Here is a 20564-nt window from a genome sequence, read left to right on the forward strand (position 1 = left end):
GGAGAAGGATGAATACCATTTCTCCTTGCTATAAGAAAGGAAAATCTGTATTGAATGAAAAAAACGTTTTGTTTGCATATAGTACGAATTTAAAAGCCCAAAGCGATGCTCAATTTTATCGGCTTGAAGACGAAGAAGTCAATCAACAGATGGTGAAGGCCAAAGAACTTATTCTCCATGCAGAAAAAAATCATAAGCGCGTTCATGTAACCGGCGTGGGAAAATGTTCCTATGTAGCAGGCTATGCAGCTTCACTTTTCTCATCTGTCGGTACACCCGCCTATTTTTTAGACACAACCGAAACCGTGCACGGATCGGCAGGACAAGTCGTGGCTGGCGATGTAGTGATTGCGATAAGTAATAGTGGGAATACCAAAGAATTAGAATATGCGCTTGCTACCTTAAAAGCTAATGGCGCTGTAATTTTAGCGGTAACAGGAAATGAAGATTCTTCCCTAGCTTCCTGTGCTGAAGTCACATTGTCTTCTTATGTTTCCCAAGAAGGGGACTCATTGAATAAACCGCCACGTTCCTCTGTGATTGCCCAAATGATCCAGCTGCAGATTCTGTCGGTGTTGCTGCAAGAAGCAAAAGAAATCAATTTAGAAGATTACCTTAAATGGCATCCAGGGGGAAGCTTAGGAGCAACGACAAAAAAGGAGCTTACACAATGAAAATCAGAGGAATTATACCAGCAATGGTCACACCATTAAATGAGAACGGCATCAATGAAGAGGGCACCAGAAAGCTTGTAAGGCATTTGATTGCTGGTGGTGTCCACGGGTTGTTTATTTTAGGAACCAATGGCGAATTTCATACCTTAAGCAAAGAAGAGAAAATCCAGTTTGCAAAAATCGTTGTCGATGAAGTATCGGGCAGAGTACCAGTATTTGCAGGTGCCGGAGACATCGCAACGAATAAAGTGATTGAATTAGTAAATGAGTTTGCAAAAATCGGCGTTGATGCTGCTTCCATCATAACGCCATATCTTTTGAAGTATACCGATGAGGAGCTGATTCATCATTACCGTGTGATTACTGAGCAAACGACATTACCAATCATTTTGTACAATATTCCGCCAAATACTAGAAATTTCATCAATCGTCATGTTTTCTCGGAATTACTCAAAATTGACTCGATTATTGGGATAAAAGATTCAAGCGGTGATCTAGAAAACTTCAAGGGCTATCTTGAATTAAATCATCGAGAGGATTTCTCTTTGCTGATGGGAAGCGACTCTAAGATTTTAGAAGCATTACAGTTAGGAGCAGATGGCTCTGTGGCTTCAACCGCAAATGTTGTGACGAAAACAGATGTGGCGATCTATGAACAATTTGTAGCTGGAAACATAGAACAAGCGCGGCAAGCACAAGCAAGTATTGATGATTTTAGAGAAGCCTGCAAATGCTCAACGATTCCGTCTGGGCTGAAATACTGTTTGCGGGCAATCGGACAGGATGTTGGGTTACCGAAACTGCCTGTTCTAGATCTTACTAAAGAAGAAAAGCAGCAAGTAGATCAAGTGCTTCAAAAATATGTACAAGTGGAAGGATTTACATTGAAAGTAGAACAGTAGGCTGCAGAAATGGGGGAACATTGATGGTAAAAATTGACTATAGGACGAGAAAGATGATGATGGCTCTGATTGAAAAACCAACCATCAGTTACGATTATCTTCAGCGGAATTATTCTATGAACCGCACTCAAATAGAGTATACCATTGATAAAATCAACCAGTTTCTATCTGCCCAAAAACTACCACTTAGCGTGAATAAGGAAAGTGTGATTCGACTTCCTGAGAAAAGCAAGGAATATTTGTTGGAGTCATTTTTACGTGAGCGTATGTTTAAATATTATGAGATGAGTTCAAAAGAACGAGGAAAATATATCTTTTTGACGCTCTTTTACTACGAGAAAGACTATCTGTCGGTCAACCATTTTTTAGATGCGTTAAAAATCGGCAAAACAACCTTTATGAGTGATCTGCGCAAATTACAAGCGGAATTACATGGGTACGATATTTCAATCAGTTATTCGAGAAAAGAGGGGTATCACTTAGCAGGTGATGAACTGATGATTCGTTACGCTTTATTTCGAATGATTTTGGAAGATGTGACTAGCAAGGACGATGATTTTATTTACCGTTACTTTATTCATAACGAACGAATACAATTGGCGGATGAGCAGGACACCTATCTTTCTCTTCTTTTAGAAAAACATGCGATAGAGTTAGTTGAAAATAGGTTGATTGAATTGAACTATATCCTTATTTTTTTATACCCAAGAATGGGCTTGAATGAATTTGATCTAAAGCCCTTTTCTAATGATCATGAGTTAGTAAAAATGAAGGAGTATCGCTTTGCTGAAGAAGTTTTAGAAAACGCAGGGGTGATGAATAGTATAGAAAAGAACTACCTCTGTGGGTGGGTCCTGGGAATGGCATTAGGAAATGAAAAGGAATGGCTTAAAGGAAATTTGGTCATCATTGACTTGGTAGAAAGAATCGTCGAGCGATTTGAATTGCTTTCAGGTATTCGTTTCAAGGATAAACACTCTGTCATCAAGCAGTTATATAGTCATTTTCGACCGACCTATTTCCGGATGCTGTTTCGATTACCGATCATCAATCCTATGCAGGAGAAAATTTTTGAAAAATATAATGATCTTTATCAGATCGTAAAAGAAACCTTGAGACCAATCAGTGATAGCTTTGATTCAAAGCTTCCAGATGAAGAAGTAGCCTTTTTAACAATGCACTTTGCGCTTTTGATCAGGAATTCTGAAGAATATATGGTGCAACAAAAAGTGGGGGTCGTTGTTTGCCCCAATGGTATTGGAAGCTCAGCAATCATTTACAATGAATTAAAGGAAATCTTTCCCTCTTTTATCTTATTGGGACCGATTGAAACAAGCGAACTACATTCATTTGATCAGTCGTACGATATCATTTTTACGACAAAACCCAACTTTCAACTTTATCCGTTAAAAAAACCGATTTTTGTAGTAAACCCGATCATGTCTTACGAGGAACGAACCCAGTTGTTTTTAGATGTCAAATTCGAAACCAGTACAAGTATCAAGCCCAATACTGTTACGATCGACGGCTTGATGCAAATTATTCAACAATATTCAACAGTTACTAGCGAGTCAGCTCTGCGACATCAGCTAGAGAAATTTGTACAAGAGACCTGCTCGCCAACGGCATCTATCATGTCTCAAAAAGAGAAAAAGTCAAAAGAACCTGCAATGCTGTTGGATATGATGCGTCCAGAATTGATACAATTAAACAAAAAAGCCAGAACGTGGGAAGAGGCCTTTTATCTCGCAGCCAATCCATTGATTGAAAGAAAGATCATCACTAGAAATTACATCGATTCGATCATTCAACAAACCAGATCAGAAGGTGCTTATATGGTGATATTCGATCAAGTTGCCTTACCGCATACGGTTCCTGAAGTAGGTGCAAAAAAACTTGGCATGGGATTGACAACATTAGAATCTGAAGTATATGTCTTAGGAACGATTCCTGTAAAGTACATCTTTACTCTTTCTGCGTTAGACAGCAAGCAGCATCTAAATGCGATGACTCAGTTTATTACCCTTATTGAATCCAAAGACTTTTTTCGAGAATTAGAAAAACATGAATGTCCTGAAACAGTTTATCACTGGTTTGCTGAGATTTTACGTACAGGGGATACGGAGTCCATATATGATCGGAAGTCTATCATCCATGATGAATGAGAAGAATCCTTAGCTAAAAATCGCAGCCTAAGATACTAAATGATACAAGACCTTAGACAACACAGACCTGCAGGAATGATTTTAGAGGAATCCACTGCTAAGAGATGTGTGAAACAGTTCGATTACGATCGGGCTGTTTTTTTATGCTTTGTAAAATGACCTATTAAAGGGCTGATAAGTATAGTATAATTATTTAATAAAAAGATAATATTTAGTAGGGGTCGCAGGAAAAGGAGAAGGGAATCTAGTTAGAACGTAAATGAAGATAGGTTTTTGATAAAGCAGAGTGAAAGGGTGAGGGCATGAGACAACAACGAAGACAGGAACGTCAGAAACGCCAGCGGATCATTGCGGGGTTAAGTATAGCGCTGCTGGCAATCACACTTGGAGTGATTTATCTAGTGATTCAAGCGATAGGTATCCCCGAACAGCGTCTTACAGCAGAATCGACAAAACCGACAAAAACAATGCAAGAATCAAGTAGTTCTACCGAAACAAAGTCAGAAGTAAAAACCATCACAGTGACAGCTAGTGGTGATATGCTTTATCATACACCTGTTTATTTAAGCGCTTACGACGGAAAGCGTTATGATTTTGACAACGATTTTGAGCAGGTCAAACCGTTGATTGCATCGGCGGACCTTGCTTTAGGTGATTTTGAAGGAACCATCAATCCTAATAAACCGCTTGGCGGTTTTCCCCTATTCAACGCCCCTATCGATGCTGTTACCAGCATCAAAGACGCGGGCTTTGATGTGATCGATCTTGCCCATAACCATATTTTAGATACGGGGATCGAAGGAATCAAAACGACGGCGGCTGCTTTTCACGACCAAGGCTTGGCAACGATTGGTGTCACGGTCGACAACAGTGGAATCCTGGTCAAAGAAGTCAACGGGATCAAAGTTGCTCTCTTGGCCTATGCCTACGGCTTCAATGGCCTTGAAGAAAGCTTAACTCAAGCAGAGTATGATACCTACTTGAAAGACTTGTCGTTAGATAAAGTGGAAGCAGAGATCAAAGAAGCGGAAAGCTTGGCGGATATCACCATCGTGATGCCTCAGTCTGGTGTTGAGTATTCTTTAGAACCAACGGAAGAACAACAAACTGTTTATCGGAAGATGATCGATTTTGGTGCTGATATTATCTTCGGCGGCCATCCGCATGTAGCAGAATCAACCGAAATCATCGAAAAGGACGGCGAAAAGAAATTTATCATTTACTCAATGGGGAACTTACTGTCGAATCAACGTTATGAAACCGTCAATGACAACTATTGGACCGAACGAGGCGTCATTCCAGAAGTTGAAATCTCCAAAGAAGGGCAGCGAACCTATTTAAGCCAGATTGCCTTGCATCCAACTTGGGTCTCCAAAGAACCAATCCCTGATCGTACCTATTATGATCCAGAATACGGCGTCTTGCAGGCCTTTGATTTTCAAGTCTGCCTTGCTGAAGATTATCTGCCAGATGGGCGATATGCCAAAAATGTTCCTGAAGAAAAGCGCCAGCGAATCGAAACCGCCTACCATGAAATGCTGGAGCTGTTGGATTTGAAGTGGGAGCAGTGATGAGAAACTCAAAATGGCAAATACGGCAATCTCACAACGGTTGTTTTTTATAGGTTATCGAAAAAACGAATTATGAAATGAACGCTGATCCTTCCCACAAAACATGACACCATATCAGCATTTATGAACAAAAAATGACACCTCAAGCGGATAAAAATAAGTAATAATGTCAACATAAAGCATTCAGAAATGAGTCCGAATGGATTCAGTAAATGATTTCTGAATAAATGGGGAATGAAAGCAGGATGTGTCATGAGAATTATTATACTGACAAAAAACATATCATATGAGATTGATTTGCAGCGGGAGCTACAGATGTTGAGTCATGAAGTATTCGTAGGGAGAACTACGAAAGAGGAAGAGTGGTTGATAGAAAGCGCCAAGTTATTTGACTGTTTATTTGTTAGTGAAACAATTGCTGATCCAGAATTTTTATTGATCAATCAGACATTGGCTCCTTATTATCAACAGCGGATCGTCCGCATTTTGGCAGGGGATCGTGAACAAGAAGGTATGATTGAAAAAGCTGAGAATGCCACGTACCTGAATCGCTCTTTTGTCGAGCTGAGAGAATTTTTAGCAGCATTACCACCAAATAGTCGTAAATTAGAAAAAGCATCCGTCACAAAAGAATCCTTTCCTAAGTTTCTTAGTCTGCAAGAACAGATTTTTTTTAACAATTTAGGAGAAGAACAATTCATCAACCGGGAAGATTTGTGTTGGAAAATTTGGGGGAATGGTGGAACGAACTCAAGAAAATCCCAGTTGTCGATATTAGCGAAACGCATCAATGAAAAACTAGATGAATACGACTATACTGAAAAGCGGGTGCGAACCGCTTGGGGCAAAGGCTATATTTTACAATAAAAAGAGCCAATGTGTGATAAGAAGTGTATTGAAGCTTTTTCTATCAAGAGTAAACCTCTTTAAATCAGTCTATTTTGTAGAAGCGACTCTGTTTTCAAATTGAGTCGTTTTTTATATAAAAACATTAGTATTAAATGAGTGATGGTATTGAAAATTATGATAATGCTTTTTTTTAGTGTTAAAATAGAGATAATCAGTAATGAAAAGGAATACTGCAGGATTTAAAAAGTGCTTGGTAGAAAAGTGTTGTAGTATCTTTCAGAGGAGGAAATGGCGTGAAGAAGATTGAGTGTGTGATATTTGATTTGGACGGAACTTTATTGGATTCAAAAGAGTGCAGTGTTAAGGCAACAAAAGCAGCTTTTACAGAGATGGGACTCAAAGTACCCAGTGAAGTAGTCATTGAACACTATATGGGGATACCGATCGAAAAATCATTTTTAAAAATGTCAGAACAGCCATTAGATCAAGAAATCGCAGCGGAATTGATTCGGATTTTTCGTGCCTATTACCAAACATATGAAGAAAGTACCTTGAAAGTATTTCCTGAAATTCCCCATATCTTAGAGAGTTTAAATAAACGAAAGGTTCCTTGTTTCGTCGTTTCAAGTAAGAAGACAGCAGTCGTCAAACGAAACTTGGCTGCTCAGAATCTTGTGGATTTCTTTGAGGAAATCATCGGCTCAGATGCGGTGTCCTACTACAAGCCTCATCCAGAAGGAATCAATCAATTAGTAACGCAGTATCAGTTTGATCCGACCAAGACGATCATGGTAGGAGATGCTATTTTTGATATTCAGATGGGCAAAGCAGCTGGTGTCAAAACCATCGCCGTAACGTGGGGCAGCCACAATGCAAAAAAACTTTCTGCCGAAAAACCAGATGCTGTGGCAGAGACACCGCAGGAGATTTTAGATTATATTTATGCTTGATCCATTTTTACTGACACTGTCCCAAAGTCCATTCTATTTTTGACCTGTAGCGTGATAAAATAGTATGGACTGAACGTCTTCTTCCAACAAAATATTTAAGGTTTCGACCAATGATCGATAGATTCGATTATTGGTTTTTTTTGGTATGGATAGGAGGTGTCTTTGTTCCTTGAAGCAACAACTTTAACTATCTGTTGATTTTTATCGATATTGTAGTCATTTTCTTTTTACTAGAACCGATCTAGTTTCGTTCGAGCACTACTTCTTAGTAGAAGGAAACGAGTTGTCCGCCACTTTTTCACTCTTATTTCTCTTATTTAATAAAAAGTAATTATAAGAGGACACGAAAGGGAAACTATAATAGGAGTAACTGATTTTCTTAACGTGTCTGCACTGGTAAGAGCTAAGGACCCAATCACTTTTAGTCGTTTTTGGACAGCTAAGCTTCAATTTGTCTGAGCGAATAAAAACACCTAGTGGAAGAAAATCAAAGCGAGCAGAAGTGATAGCGCTACTTTCACCGAAAAAAACATAGATGTAAAGGAGTAAGGATATGATATCAGAAAATATCAAGGAACCGAAAGACTATTTGTGTTATTCAAAAGAAGTGTTGCTAAGTGTAGGGGTATTGACTGATTACCCAAAAATCTTCCATTATTATCAAGAACTCTGTGATGAATTTGAGCACATTTACTATGATCAATCAAAGAGTTTATTTGTTCAGCTCAAAGCACTTCTAGCAATAGATGCGCAGATTCAAATTTTACTGGAACTTTTTGAAAATAGTAGAACAAACTTATGCCAAGAGTTTTGTATGGATGAGCATGAAATAATTTGTATGATCAAAAATGATAAAAAATCATATTATCGCGAGCTTACAGGCCAAAAAAACAATCAACTACCAAAATGGAGCTTAATTTATTTAAGTGAGGAGTAAGCACAATTTAGGAAAATTCAACCATCTCAAGAAAAAACACATGGAGTAATAGCGCGATGAACACGGAGTAAAGGAATAGAAAGAGCGACCACAATAACAGAATCCCATCTTATGATCAATTAAAATAGTCTAGCGCACTTTCCTTGTGATTTGTTATACTAAATCTAAGTAGCTGATCTTGACACCTTGTATTCGGCAAGTACGTTCATGTGAGCGCTTTATTGATGGAGTGAGAAAAGAGGGAAAGAAATGACGAAAAAAATTGTCTTTTTAGATGTAGATGGAACATTATGTGATGACGCGGGGAACGTACCAGAAAGTGCACGCCAAGCAATCACAGCGGCACATAAGAAGGGACATGAGTTTTTCTTATGTACCGGTCGTTCAAAAGCCGAAATCACAGAGGATGTACTGACGCTGCCCTTAAGCGGAATGATTGGTGCCGGCGGTGGTTACTGTGAAGTACATGATGAGGTGATTTTACACAAAGTTTTTGAAAAAGAAGCTTTATTAAGATTGGTCGATTTCTTAAAAGAAAACCAAATCGAATATTATTTAGAATCGAATCAAGGATTATTTGCAAGTACCAATCTACGAAATCGCTTGCTGGAGATCGTCTTGGCAGGTGAGCCTGTTGAAAGTGAAGCAGGAAAACAACGCGTTCAAACTATTCAGTGGTTCCTTGACTTACTGATTGAGGACGAAGCGAAAATTGATTATGATGACGTGAATAAAGTTTCCTTTATCAATCATTCGATTCCTTATGAACGGGTCCATGACCAATATCACCATCAATTCCAAATGATTCGCAGTACGGTACCTGTTTTTGGCAAAGACAGTGGCGAGATCGGCATCAAGAATATCCATAAGAAAACAGCTATCGATTTTCTCTTGAACCATCTAGGAATCGATAACAAAGATACATTGGCGTTTGGTGACGGCCATAATGATGTCGAAATGTTTGAAGCTGTTGCGACAGGAATTGCGATGGGCAATGCCTGTGAACAGCTATTGGCAGTAGCTGACGAGGTGACGGCTCGACCAGAAGACGGCGGGATTGCGCAAGCGTTACAAAAGCACGGTCTTGTGTAGCCACCAAAAAGCATGTCCAGCACATGCTTCTTTATGCTAGTCAGGTTTCATAGTGACAAAGTTCAGACGACCTGCGAAATGACCGATAGAGTAGTTTTTTGCTCCATTATTGTGAAGAAGACTCTGATTAGAAAGAAGTACTATCAGTGACGCTAGAACATACCATAGGTAGAAGGGGACAGAAGCCGAATTCTGTGCCTCTTTTTTTATTTCTAGATAAGATTTAACTGGGGACAAGACATGCACCCCAACTTTGGAAACGGATACGTTATAATTTAGATACAATCAAACTTGGCCAAGGGAGATTAAAAAAAATGGATAATAATCGATTGAATTTCATTTATAAGCTTAATCATATTGTGAACGAAAATGAAGTAGGGACGGTTGAATTTGAACTTGCTAAATTTTTCTTAGAGAACTTCAAAAGCGTGACTCGCTGGAACATTTATCAGATTGCAGAAGAACAGCATGTATCACGGGCCTCCATTCGACGATTTGCGAAACAATTGGGTTACGAGAACTTTTTAGATATGAAAAAAAACGCGGAAACTTTTGATGATGGAATCAATGAATTTCTAAAGTTTTACGGCTACTCTGATTTTTTGCCTAAGCTTCAAGCCAATATTACTTCGCTAATGGAAGAATTAAGTCTGCGGTTTAACACACAAGAAGTCGATCGTCTTGTCCGATTAATCAATGATAGTCGAGAAGTTATGATTTTGTGTTCAAGCAATATTACCGGTAGTGTAAAAACTTTCCAACAGCGAATGGTTATCTTCGGCAAAAGAATTACTCTATTAACGTCAAAGAGCGACCTGACATTAGCCTTGGAACATTGCCAAGATCCCTTGATCATTGTTTTTTCGCTATCGGGTCTCTTCGTCTCTTCTATGCTTGAGATACTAAAAGAGGTCAAGGCACCAACGATTTTGTTTACAAATAATAGAAACCCGATCTATAACCGCTATTTTGATAAACTGTATCATTTAAGTTCACAAACACATGAAAAAGAAATCAATGAGCTGCTTTACTATACGTATGGCATTGATTTCGTACTTGATCTACTATTCAATGGTTATTTACTTAAATTTAAGAGAGAAGGCAATGGGCATGCATTATAAAGATAAACCACTATTTCCAAAGGATTTTTTATGGGGGGCTTCAAGTGCGGCGTGGCAAGTTGAAGGGGCTGTAGCAGAAGATGGGCGTTCAACTGCGATCATCGACTTAAACAGTAAAAAGAAAAAGCCCTATACAGATAATTCGATCGCCGCTGATCATTACCATAAATACAAAGAAGATGTCCAATTAATGGCTGATGCGGGCTTTACTTCCTATCGCTTTTCGATTGCTTGGCCTAGGATCTATCCTGATAATTCAGGGGTGCCCAATCAATTAGGAATTGACTTTTACAATCAGCTGATTGATGAATTAGTTGAACATGGCATTACTCCAATCGTCACTTTGTATCACTACGATATGCCAGTCTGGGTTGATGAAGAATTTAATGGTTGGTACGACCGAGGCATCATTGATGCATTTGACCAATATGTTAGAACCTGTTTTGAGTCATTCGGCGATCGTGTGAAATACTGGCTGGCAATTAATGAGCAGAACATGCAAATTGTCTATGGAGACTGGTTAGGAGTATGCAAATACCCAGAGACTTGGTTCGAAGATAAGTGGAAAGTCAATCATATTATGAACCTATGTCATGCAAAAGCGGTGATTGCGTGTCATGAGTTGGTTGAAGACGGCAAGATCGGCCCGGTTCCTGGGATGGTTCCGTTTTATCCTGAGTCAGCAAAACCAGCAGATCAGATTGCAGCGATGAATGCAGAAGAACTGACGGAAAAAATCTGGAATGATTTTAATGCAAATCGTGAATACAATGGTTTTATTAAACGTTATTGGAAAGAAAATAATATTGACCCAGATATTCGCCCTGGGGATATGGAATTGGTTGCACAAGCAAAAATCGACTTTTTCGGCATCAATTGTTACCGTAGCAACGTAGCGAAGGAGTCACCAGTGGCATCCGATCATCAAGAAATTGGGTTGAACAAATCGGGGAAAAAAGGGGAATTTGTTTACCCAAATAATCCAGGGATTTTTGCGCAAACGGTCAATCCTTTTGTCGAGACAACCGATTGGGATTGGGAGATCGATCCAGTTGCTATGCGTTACTTGTTACGGTATATGGAAGACCACTATCATTTACCAATGGTGATTACTGAGAATGGCTACGGGGCGCATGAGACGCTAGGTGAGGATGGACAAGTACATGATCAAGAACGAATCGATTTTTTAAATGATCAGATTTATCAAGTCGGATTGGCGATTGAAGATGGCGCAAAAGTCTTTGGTTATAATCCATGGTCATTTACTGATCTTTTGAGTACGGGCAATGGGATGGCGAAACGGTATGGACTTGTCTATATCAATACAACTGATGAAGAGTTACTGGATTTACGTAGAATCCCGAAAGATTCTTACTATTGGTATAAAGAAGTGATCCGATCAAATGGTCAAGCGTTAGCACGTCCAAAAGGATGAGAAATGAGCGATAGAAGAAAGAGCTTCTATCGCTCCAAAAACTACTTTAGTGAAAGCGGTTTATTAAATAAAGTGAGGATGAATCACTATGTCAAACTATCATGAACTGGTTGCGTATATTATAAAAAATATCGGAGGAATCGAAAATGTTCAAACAGTCAATCACTGTGCCACTAGGCTTCGTCTGCAGTTGAGTGATCCAACCGCTTTTGATGACAAGCAATTAAAAGAAAACAAACTCATTTTGGGCACAGTGAGAAGAGGACATGAAGTTCAACTGATCATCGGTCCGGATGTGCCAAAAGTGTATGCAATTTTTACAGAAAAGCGAAATCAAATGAATGGTCAGACAAAGGAGGAACGAAAAACGAAGCGCACCCTCAAAGACTACGGCTTGCTGGTTGTCGATTTTATCAGTGGAACCTTCGTTCCAGTTCTGCCCGTATTGGTAGCTGCTGGGCTGGTATCGGCGGTATTGAATATTGGTGTGACCTTTTTCGGACTTGCAGCTGACAGCGGGACCTACACGATTTTAAATGCCATCAATGATGCGGGTTTTTATTTTCTACCGATTTATATTGGGTATAGTGCTGCTAGAAAACTTGGTATCAATGGTTTGATGGGTATGTTCCTAGGTGCGATCCTCGTCCACTCATTGATCAATGGCGTGGAAGGATTGAATTTCTTAGGAATCGCTATCCCAACGATGAGCTATAATACAACGACTATTCCTGTAATATTTGGCGTTTTGTTTATGGCGGTAATGGATCGAATCGGGGATAAGTTTATTCCGCAATCGATCAAGTATTTCGTCAAGCCATTATTAGTTATTTTAATTACCGTACCTGTCACACTAATCGTATTAGGGCCAATTGGCAATGCAGTGGGCGGATACATTGCTAGTGGTTTGAGCTTTTTATACGACAAACTCGGCTGGTTTTCAGTTGGTGTCTTAGGAGCAATGACTCCGCTATTAGTCATGACCGGCACTAATCAAGCGTTGTTCCCCTTGGTCTTTGCTATGTTAGGAGACTACGGCTATGATTCATTTGTTATGCCAGCTATGCTGGCAGCTAACGTTGCCGTGGGTGCATCAGCCTTAGCTATTTCTTATACGGAAAAAAATACTGAAAAAAGAGCGTTGGCTCTTTCTTCAGGACTGACTGGTGTGATGGGGATCACCGAGCCGGCTATTTTTGGCGTCTTGATCAACTACCGAAGTGCTTTTATAGGGGCGATTCTAGGTGGTGCAGTAGGTGGGATCATGGCAGGGTTTGTTCAACTAAAACAATATGCAGTTGTTTCACCAGGTCTGGTTGCGATCCCGACTTTTATCCCGACAGATGGTTCTGGATTCAATAGCAATTTTTGGTTTGCAATTGTCGTCATTCTCCTAGCTGTATGTGTCTCTTTTACTACAACGATTCTCTTAGAACAAAAACGAGTTCAAGCAAATCAAATGAGTAAAGCCGAAGATGCTTTGAAGGTTAGCAGCCCAATATCGGGAAGTGTTATTTCTCTTGAGGCAGTCAAGGACCCGATGTTTTCGGAAAAAATGATGGGGGATGGAGTGGCGATCATTCCTTCTGATGAAATTATAGTCGCTCCTTTTGATGGCTATGTGATTATGACTACACCCACCAAGCACGCGATTGGCTTAAGAGGAGAGAATGGTGTCGAACTTTTGATCCACATCGGGATCGACACGGTTCATTTAGATGGAAAAGGATTTACTCTTTATGTAGCTGAAAATCAATACGCTAAAGCTGGAGAAAAACTGATTTCTTTTGACGAAGAAGAAATCAGTGCAGCAGGCTATGATCTAACGATCCCCATCATTGTCACAAATACAGCTGATCATGAACCCTTTGCTCAGACGATACAGCAAAAAGTAAATAGCAGCGATTATTTATTTTCAGTTCAATAATGGGTTCCTAATTACTTCTTTTTCACGCTCCTAGGCGCGGACGTCAACTATACCTTCAAGTGAAAGCCCTGTCCTGAATTTGCGGCAGGGCTTTTTTTATTTGATGCCCTTTCTTTGTTTCTACCAATAAAGTGTATCTAAAAAATCCAGAATATTTCGAAAAATACCATTGCTTATTTATGGCAAAACCATTAGTATTATTAGAAAAACTGATGGTGAACCGATGATAAAGCATAGTTTAACAACGGAAAAGCCGAATCAGTGGCATGAAATAGGAGTGATAAGTGTGGAAGAGTTATGGAATGTATTGAAGCCAGCCGAACAAGTCGAACTGAAATTAAGAAAATTGTATACGCAGCATCATTTTTCCCCTTATCACTCGAACAACTTTGAAGAGTATCGCAACTATCAGCAAAATGATCCGTTCTTACGTGGTTCTTCCATCATCACGTTTACGGGTACGGATGGTAGGACGATGGCGCTAAAACCCGATGTCACCTTGTCGATTGCCAAAAATACACCGTCTGGAGAAGCCCGCAGAGTGTATTATGTGGAAGATGTCTATCGACAGGATCGTCAAGCAGGGGAATACCAAAAGATCGATCAAATCGGTTTGGAGCTCATTGATCAAATCACGTGGGAAGATCAACTGGAGGTTGTAAAACTGGCTTGGGAAAGTTTGGCTCAGGTGGGAAAAGGGACCTTAGATCTGTCCCATATGGGGATTTTGGATGGCATCTGCCAACGCTTCCCCGAAGCGGATCGACAAAAAGTACTGCACTGCCTGCGGGACAAGAGTTCTCATGGCATGGATGCACTGACTGAAAAAGCTGGCTTGTCAGCAACAGAAGCTGAAAAATTAGCGAAACTGGTACGTTTGTCAGGTGATTTTGAAACCAAGTATCAAAAAGCCAAAGAGCTGCTGGCAGAATATCCCCAAGCACAAGCTGGTTTAGCAGAACTGAACCAACTGTATCAAGCATTGCAAAAAGAACAACTGTCAGCCTCCATTCGGATAAGGCTGGATTTTTCGATTTTAAATGATGCCGATTATTACAGTGGTTTGCTGTTTCAAGGATTTATCGAAGAAGCAAGAGAGACGATTTTATATGGCGGCCGTTATGATCGCTTGATGAGTCGGCAAGGCAAAGAGCAAGGAGCGATCGGTTTTGGCATGAAGCTCAACCATGTTGGACAAAAGTTGCCAACTGACAACGAAAGTTCAGGCTATTTGAACATTGCGTTGCCAAAAGGCCGCATGGGGGATGCCGTATACGACTTATTCACCAAAGCCGGTGTGGCTGCACAAGGTGTTTTCAAAGACAATCGCCAACTGATTTTTTGTGATGAAGAAAACAAGCTGCGCTTTTTCTTAGTCAAGCCTAGTGATGTGGCAATCTATGTGGAGCACGGAGTGGCGGATATCGGTGTCGTGGGCAAAGATATTTTAATGGAAAGCAAGGCAGAAGTCATCGAATTTCTTGATTTGCATATGGGGGTCTGCCGTTTGGCAGTAGCGGCGCGTACAGATTTCGAGGAAGATTTCTCCCGCCCGCTGCGGGTCTCCACAAAATATCCGCAGATCACCCGCCAGTTTTATCAAGGGTTAGGTCGATCGGTGGAATTGATCCAACTGCATGGATCGATTGAATTGGCTCCTTTGTTAGGTCTCTCCGATGTGATCGTTGACATCGTCGAAACGGGGACGACACTAAAAGAAAATGATTTGGAAGTGATCCAAGACATCGCGCCGTCTTCAGCGCGCTTAGTGATCAACCACGCCACGTGGCGTTTCAAGCAAGAACGTATTCAAACAGTGATTGAGAAGGTGAGGGAGCAATTATGAGAATTTTTTCGACCCAAAAAGATACGATCGAAACGATTGTGGCAAGGAAACAGTCGGAAACAAAGGATGTTTCAACCGTTGTCGCCCAAATCATTGCCCGTGTTCAGCAGCAAGGAGATCAGGCGTTGTTTCAATTAATTGAGGAAATCGATCAAGTGACCTTGTCTTCCTTAACCGTCAGTCCAAGGGAGATAGACGCGGCTGTCCATGCCGTCTCACCCGAGCTGCTTAATGTGATGGAACAGGCGAAAGAAAACATTTTGGCATTTCATCAAAAACAAGTCCAGCAAGGCTTTGTCTTAACGAAGGAAAATGGCGTTGTGATGGGACAGCGGGTCTTACCATTAACAAAAGTCGGGGTCTATGTTCCTGGCGGCACAGCAGCTTATCCAAGTACGGTTTTGATGGATGTCCTGCCGGCAAAAATCGCCGGGGTCAAAAAAATCGTTATGATCACACCGACGGACAGTCAGGGAAAAGTTCCGGCTGCTATTTTAGCGGCAGCTTCCGTTGCCGGAGTGGATGAAATCTACAAAGTCGGTGGGGCCCATGGCGTAGCGGCATTGGCTTATGGAACAGAAACAATTCCCAAAGTCGACAAAATCGTCGGACCGGGAAATATTTATGTCGCCACAGCGAAAAAAATGGTGTACGGCGAAGTTGATATCGATATGATCGCAGGGCCCAGCGATGTGCTGATCCTCGCTGATGCCAGCGCAAATCCTCGCTGGCTGTCGGCGGATCTTTTGGCACAAGCCGAGCATGATCCCTTAGCGCAAGCTATCTTAGTCACAACAGAAGCAGCTTTGATTGAAGAAGTACAAGCCGAGCTTGAGTTGCAGCTGAAGCAACTGCCCCGCAAAGACATTGCTGCTGCGGCGCTTGAATCTAGCGGAAAGCTGATTCTGGTCAAAGATTTGACCGAAGCACTTACCATTGCCAATCAAATTGCTCCAGAACACCTTGAATTAGCGGTGGCTGATCCTTTTGCATTATTGGGACAAGTAGAAAATGCGGGTAGCGTCTTTTTAGGTCACCATACACCGGAAGTACTGGGAGATTATTTTGCTGGACCAAACCATACCCTACCGACAGAAGGGACGGCTCGTTTCTATTCGCCGTTATCAGTGGATGATTTTATTAAGAAAAGCAGTTATTTGTATTACCCAGAGGCAGCCATGAAAGCAGCTGGTCCAGCTGTAGCGTTGTTCGCGGAAACCGAAGACTTGATCGGCCATGCCCGTTCGATCAATGTACGAAGAGAGGGAGAAAAATGACCTTTTTACATCAAAAGTATCACAAGCTGACTCCTTATACACCGGGGGAACAAGTAGATGAGCAAGTCGTTATTAAACTGAACACCAATGAAAGTCCTTATCCGCCAGCGCCAAGTGTTCAAGCAGCGGTTGCTGATGCCGCCCAAAAGCTGAATCGTTACTCGGATATTGCTGCTGAAGTGGTGACAAACCCTCTGGCTGCCTATCTTGGCGTTACGCCAGCCCAACTGTTTCTCGGTAATGGCAGTGACGAAGTCTTGTCCTACCTCTTTCAAGGCTTCACGGAAAACGGCATCGCCTTTCCCGATGTGACCTACGGGTTTTATCAAGTATATAGTGCCTTGTACCAAGTCGCTGCCACCGTTGTTCCGCTGCAAGAAGATTTCTCAATCGCGTTAACGGACTACGATTCACTCAAAGGGACCGTCATTTTTGCCAATCCCAATGCCCCGACTGGGGTTTATCAAGAACAAAGCGAAATCTGTGCCTTTCTAAAACGGCATCCCAATCGCTTAGTGATAGTCGATGAGGCCTATATCGATTTTGGCGGCTCTTCAATGGTTTCTTTGATCGATCAATACCCAAATCTCTTGGTTGTGGGGACGTTTTCGAAATCTCGGCAGCTGGCAGGAGCACGCTTAGGCTTTGCGGTTGCCAATGAAGGACTGATCCAAGACTTGAATCGGTTGAAATTTAGCTTGAATCCGTACAATGTCAATAGTTTGACCCAAGCCGCTGGTGCAGCCGTTTTGCAGGAACAAGCGTATGTCGATGAGAAAATCCAAGCAACGATCCACGTGCGTGAGTGGAGCAAGCAAGCCCTAGCGAAATTCGACTTTGAGCAGACCGACAGCCAAGGGAATTTTTTGTTTGCAAGGCACCCTGCGATTGCCGGTGAAGAGTTGTATCAGGCACTGAAAGAGCAGAAAATCTTCGTCCGCTGGTTCAATCAGCCCCGCATCAAAGAGTATTTACGAATTACGGTAGGGACGAAGGCCCAGATGGAACGACTGATGACGGTGCTAACAACGATCATAGAAGAGGTGAAGGAATGAGAAAAGCAGAAGCTACCCGCAATACGACGGAAACCAAGATCCACCTGCAGTTGACGATCGATGGTACTGGTCAGCAATCAATCAAGACTGGTGTGGGGTTTTTAGACCACATGCTGGAATTATTTGTCCGCCACGGTCGCTTTGATTTGACGTTGGTTTGTGATGGCGATACAGAAGTAGATGCCCATCACACAACAGAAGACGTTGCCATCGCCATTGGCCGAGCGTTTTCAGAAAGTCTTGGGGAGCGACGAGGTATCAAACGCTATGGTAGTATGCTGCTTCCGATGGACGAAGCCTTAGTTATGACAGCGATCGATATTAGCGGTCGCGGCATGGCAGTCGTAGAGTTGGCGATACCGAGTGAAAAAATCGGGCAGCAGTTTGATACGGAGTTGGTTGAAGAATTCTTCATTGCTTTTGCCCGTGAATTAGGTGCTACGATCCATCTCCATCAAATCGCTGGCAAAAACAGCCACCACATTGTGGAAGCTTGCTTTAAAGGTTTTGGGCGTGCTTTAGGTGAAGCGGTGGCGATCAATCAAGCAGCCCCAGATGAGATCCCTTCAACCAAAGGGACGATCCAGTGATTCATGAGGGGAAAAATGATTACGTATCTTCCACACAGAGGGATGAGATAAGGAAAGGGGCGTATTATGTTAGCAATCATCGACTATGGGGTCGGCAATTTGTTCAGCTTGTCTCGTTCGCTGGATTATTTGGGTGTTGAGTGCCAAATCACGCGTTCACTAGCAGAATTAAAAGCTGCCGACCGCATTCTTTTACCTGGCGTAGGCGCTTTTGGCGATGCCCGCCAAAAGTTGGCAGAGTTGTCGCTGATCGAACCGATCCAAGAATTGGCAGCAGCTGGCAAACCCTTTTTAGGCATTTGTTTAGGGATGCAGCTGTTGTTTGATAGTAGTGAGGAGTTTGGCACACATGCGGGGCTCGGTTTGATTCCAGGACGGATCGTTTCCATGCAAAGCGCCTTTGAAGAAGCCAAACTGAATCTGAAAGTGCCGCAGATTGGTTGGAATCGGCTGACTGTCAGAAAGGAAAGTCCTCTAGTCAGCGGGCTAGGGGAACAAGACTTTGTCTACTATGTCCACAGTTATTTTGCTACTGATTGCCAAGAGTATGTCATAGCAGACAGTGACTATGGTCTAGCAATTCCCGGTATCGTGCAAAAAGACAATGTCTTCGGTACTCAGTTCCACCCAGAAAAAAGTGGGGCTGTCGGGTTGAAGATTTTAAAAGCATTTACGGAGGTGCCGCTATGAAAATTTTTCCAGCAATTGATCTGTTAGATCAAAAAGTGGTCCGTTTGTACCAAGGAGACTATGAGCAAAAAGAAGTGTTTGGGGATGATCCAGTGGCATTTGCTCGTTCATTTGAAGAAGAAGGTGCCAACTATCTGCACCTCGTCGACTTAGATGGTGCCAAAGCTGGCAAACTCCATTACTTTGATGTCGCAAAAAAAATCGTCCAGCAAACCAATCTGTTTGTCGAAGTTGGCGGCGGGATTCGTGAGGAAGAAACGATCCAGCATTGTTTGGCAGCAGGCGTTCATCGGGTGATCCTCGGCACGATTGCCCAGAAAGACCCAGCATTCACAAAAGCGATGCTTAAGAAATACGGCAATAAGATCGCGATTGGGGTCGATGCCAAGGAAGAAAAAGTGGCCGTGGAAGGCTGGCTCGAGAAAACGGCAACAGACGCGTTTACTTTTTGCCAACAATTGGTGGAATGGGGCGCGCAAACGATCATCTTTACCGAAATCTCACGTGACGGTACAGGAGAAGGCATCAATCTGCCGCTATACGAAAAACTCAATCAATTGGATTGCGACATCGTGGCTTCTGGCGGCGTGGCTTCATTGGCAGATATTAAAGGATTAAAACAGTTGGGCATCTCTGGCGTGATCGTTGGGAAATCCTTATATAACGGCAGTCTCCAATTGGCGGATGTCTTAGCAGCAGGGGAGGCAGAAGCATGATCGCCAAACGAATCATTCCTTGCCTTGATGTGCGAGATGGGCGAGTCGTGAAAGGGGTCAATTTTGCTGGCTTAAAAGATGTCAATGATCCAGTGACTTTGGCGCGCTTTTACAATGAACAAGGCGCCGATGAGCTGGTTTTTTATGACATTACTGCTTCTGCAGAAGAACGCGGCTTATTCACGGACATTTTGCAGCGCGTGGCGTCAGAAGTGTTTATTCCTTTGACGGTGGGCGGTGGCATCAATCAAGTAGCAGATTTTGAACGAGTCTTAAACTGTGGCGCCGACAAAGTCAGCGTCAATTCGGGGGCACTTCGCAGACCAGAGTTGATTGCAGAAGGCGCGAAACGCTATGGCAGCCAGTGCGTTGTTTTATCCGTTGATGTTCGCCGTGTCGGTGAGAACTGGCATGTGTTTGCCAAAGGCGGACGGGAAGATACAGGCTTAGAAGCATTGGCGTGGATTCGCCAAGCTGAGCAGTTAGGTGCTGGTGAACTAGTCATCAACAGCATGGATACCGATGGCGTGAAGCAGGGGTTTGATTTAGACTTGCTGAAAGCTGTCAGCGAAATCACCAAATTACCGATCGTCGCATCGGGTGGTGCTGGCAAAAGTGCCGATTTTATCGAGCTGTTTCAATTGCCAAATATTGAAGCAGGGTTGGCGGCCTCGATTTTTCACTATGGCGAGGTAAAAATCCCAGAACTGAAAAAACAATTACAGGCCGTCGATATTCCCGTACGAATCGTATAGCGTTGGCGTTTT

The 20564-nt window shown here is 42.2% G+C and carries 18 protein-coding genes; all 18 read left to right on the forward strand.

Annotated features, from left to right (window positions below; translation table 11 throughout):
* The first annotated feature begins 8 nt into the window (after positions 1-8).
* Entirely contained in the window at positions 9-674 is a 666-nt protein-coding gene (locus tag IGI86_RS03370) for an SIS domain-containing protein (protein ID WP_413132741.1), read from the forward strand.
* Positions 671-1576, forward strand: coding sequence for a 4-hydroxy-tetrahydrodipicolinate synthase (dapA, locus tag IGI86_RS03375; RefSeq protein ID WP_413132740.1), 906 nt, complete (start codon positions 671-673; stop codon positions 1574-1576). The genes IGI86_RS03370 and dapA overlap by 4 nt, the downstream gene beginning before the upstream one ends.
* A 23-nt stretch (positions 1577-1599) precedes the next feature.
* Positions 1600-3741, forward strand: a complete 2142-nt coding sequence (locus IGI86_RS03380; RefSeq protein ID WP_430617739.1) for a BglG family transcription antiterminator — start codon at positions 1600-1602, stop codon at positions 3739-3741.
* Positions 3742-4043: 302 nt separating this feature from the next.
* Positions 4044-5312, forward strand: coding sequence for a CapA family protein (locus tag IGI86_RS03385; protein ID WP_430617740.1), 1269 nt, complete (start codon positions 4044-4046; stop codon positions 5310-5312).
* A 252-nt stretch (positions 5313-5564) separates the two neighbouring features.
* Positions 5565-6179, forward strand: coding sequence for a helix-turn-helix domain-containing protein (locus IGI86_RS03390; RefSeq protein WP_216682839.1), 615 nt, complete (start codon positions 5565-5567; stop codon positions 6177-6179).
* Between the two features lie 275 nt (positions 6180-6454).
* Positions 6455-7111: an HAD family hydrolase gene (locus IGI86_RS03395; protein WP_269924347.1), complete on the forward strand. Its 657-nt coding sequence runs from the start codon at positions 6455-6457 to the stop codon at positions 7109-7111.
* A 553-nt stretch (positions 7112-7664) separates the two neighbouring features.
* Entirely contained in the window at positions 7665-8048 is a 384-nt protein-coding gene (locus tag IGI86_RS03400; protein WP_077454012.1) for a DUF7006 family protein, read from the forward strand.
* 249 nt (positions 8049-8297) lie between these two features.
* Positions 8298-9140 carry a Cof-type HAD-IIB family hydrolase gene (locus IGI86_RS03405; protein WP_200126018.1) on the forward strand — a complete coding sequence of 281 codons (843 nt, stop codon included), beginning with the start codon at positions 8298-8300 and terminating at the stop codon, positions 9138-9140.
* Positions 9141-9454: 314 nt separating this feature from the next.
* Entirely contained in the window at positions 9455-10261 is an 807-nt protein-coding gene (locus tag IGI86_RS03410) for a MurR/RpiR family transcriptional regulator (RefSeq protein WP_077454010.1), read from the forward strand.
* Positions 10251-11696: a glycoside hydrolase family 1 protein gene (locus tag IGI86_RS03415; protein ID WP_269924350.1), complete on the forward strand. Its 1446-nt coding sequence runs from the start codon at positions 10251-10253 to the stop codon at positions 11694-11696. Before IGI86_RS03410 ends, IGI86_RS03415 begins: the two co-directional genes overlap by 11 nt.
* Positions 11697-11784: 88 nt before the next feature.
* A complete protein-coding gene (locus tag IGI86_RS03420) occupies positions 11785-13623 on the forward strand; it encodes a glucose PTS transporter subunit IIA (protein WP_269924351.1) in 1839 nt (612 codons plus the stop codon).
* A gap of 286 nt (positions 13624-13909) precedes the next feature.
* On the forward strand, positions 13910-15469 hold the full coding sequence (gene hisG, locus IGI86_RS03425) for an ATP phosphoribosyltransferase (protein ID WP_269924352.1): 1560 nt from the start codon (positions 13910-13912) through the stop codon (positions 15467-15469).
* A complete protein-coding gene (gene hisD, locus IGI86_RS03430) occupies positions 15466-16746 on the forward strand; it encodes a histidinol dehydrogenase (RefSeq protein WP_430617741.1) in 1281 nt (426 codons plus the stop codon). Before hisG ends, hisD begins: the two co-directional genes overlap by 4 nt.
* Positions 16743-17801, forward strand: a complete 1059-nt coding sequence (gene hisC, locus IGI86_RS03435; protein WP_430617742.1) for a histidinol-phosphate transaminase — start codon at positions 16743-16745, stop codon at positions 17799-17801. The genes hisD and hisC overlap by 4 nt, the downstream gene beginning before the upstream one ends.
* Positions 17798-18391, forward strand: a complete 594-nt coding sequence (gene hisB, locus IGI86_RS03440; RefSeq protein ID WP_061053828.1) for an imidazoleglycerol-phosphate dehydratase HisB — start codon at positions 17798-17800, stop codon at positions 18389-18391. The genes hisC and hisB overlap by 4 nt, the downstream gene beginning before the upstream one ends.
* A 66-nt stretch (positions 18392-18457) precedes the next feature.
* Positions 18458-19081 (forward strand): imidazole glycerol phosphate synthase subunit HisH, encoded by a 624-nt coding sequence (gene hisH, locus IGI86_RS03445; protein ID WP_269924354.1) that lies wholly within the window; start codon positions 18458-18460, stop codon positions 19079-19081.
* Positions 19078-19797, forward strand: a complete 720-nt coding sequence (hisA, locus tag IGI86_RS03450; protein WP_015509107.1) for a 1-(5-phosphoribosyl)-5-[(5-phosphoribosylamino)methylideneamino]imidazole-4-carboxamide isomerase — start codon at positions 19078-19080, stop codon at positions 19795-19797. The genes hisH and hisA overlap by 4 nt, the downstream gene beginning before the upstream one ends.
* Positions 19794-20552, forward strand: a complete 759-nt coding sequence (hisF, locus tag IGI86_RS03455) for an imidazole glycerol phosphate synthase subunit HisF (protein ID WP_005225205.1) — start codon at positions 19794-19796, stop codon at positions 20550-20552. Before hisA ends, hisF begins: the two co-directional genes overlap by 4 nt.
* Positions 20553-20564: the final 12 nt, after the last annotated feature.

The sequence above is a fragment of the Enterococcus sp. AZ188 genome, from assembly GCF_050544075.1.
In the GTDB taxonomy this organism is placed as follows: Bacteria; Bacillota; Bacilli; order Lactobacillales; family Enterococcaceae; genus Enterococcus_D; species Enterococcus_D entomosocium.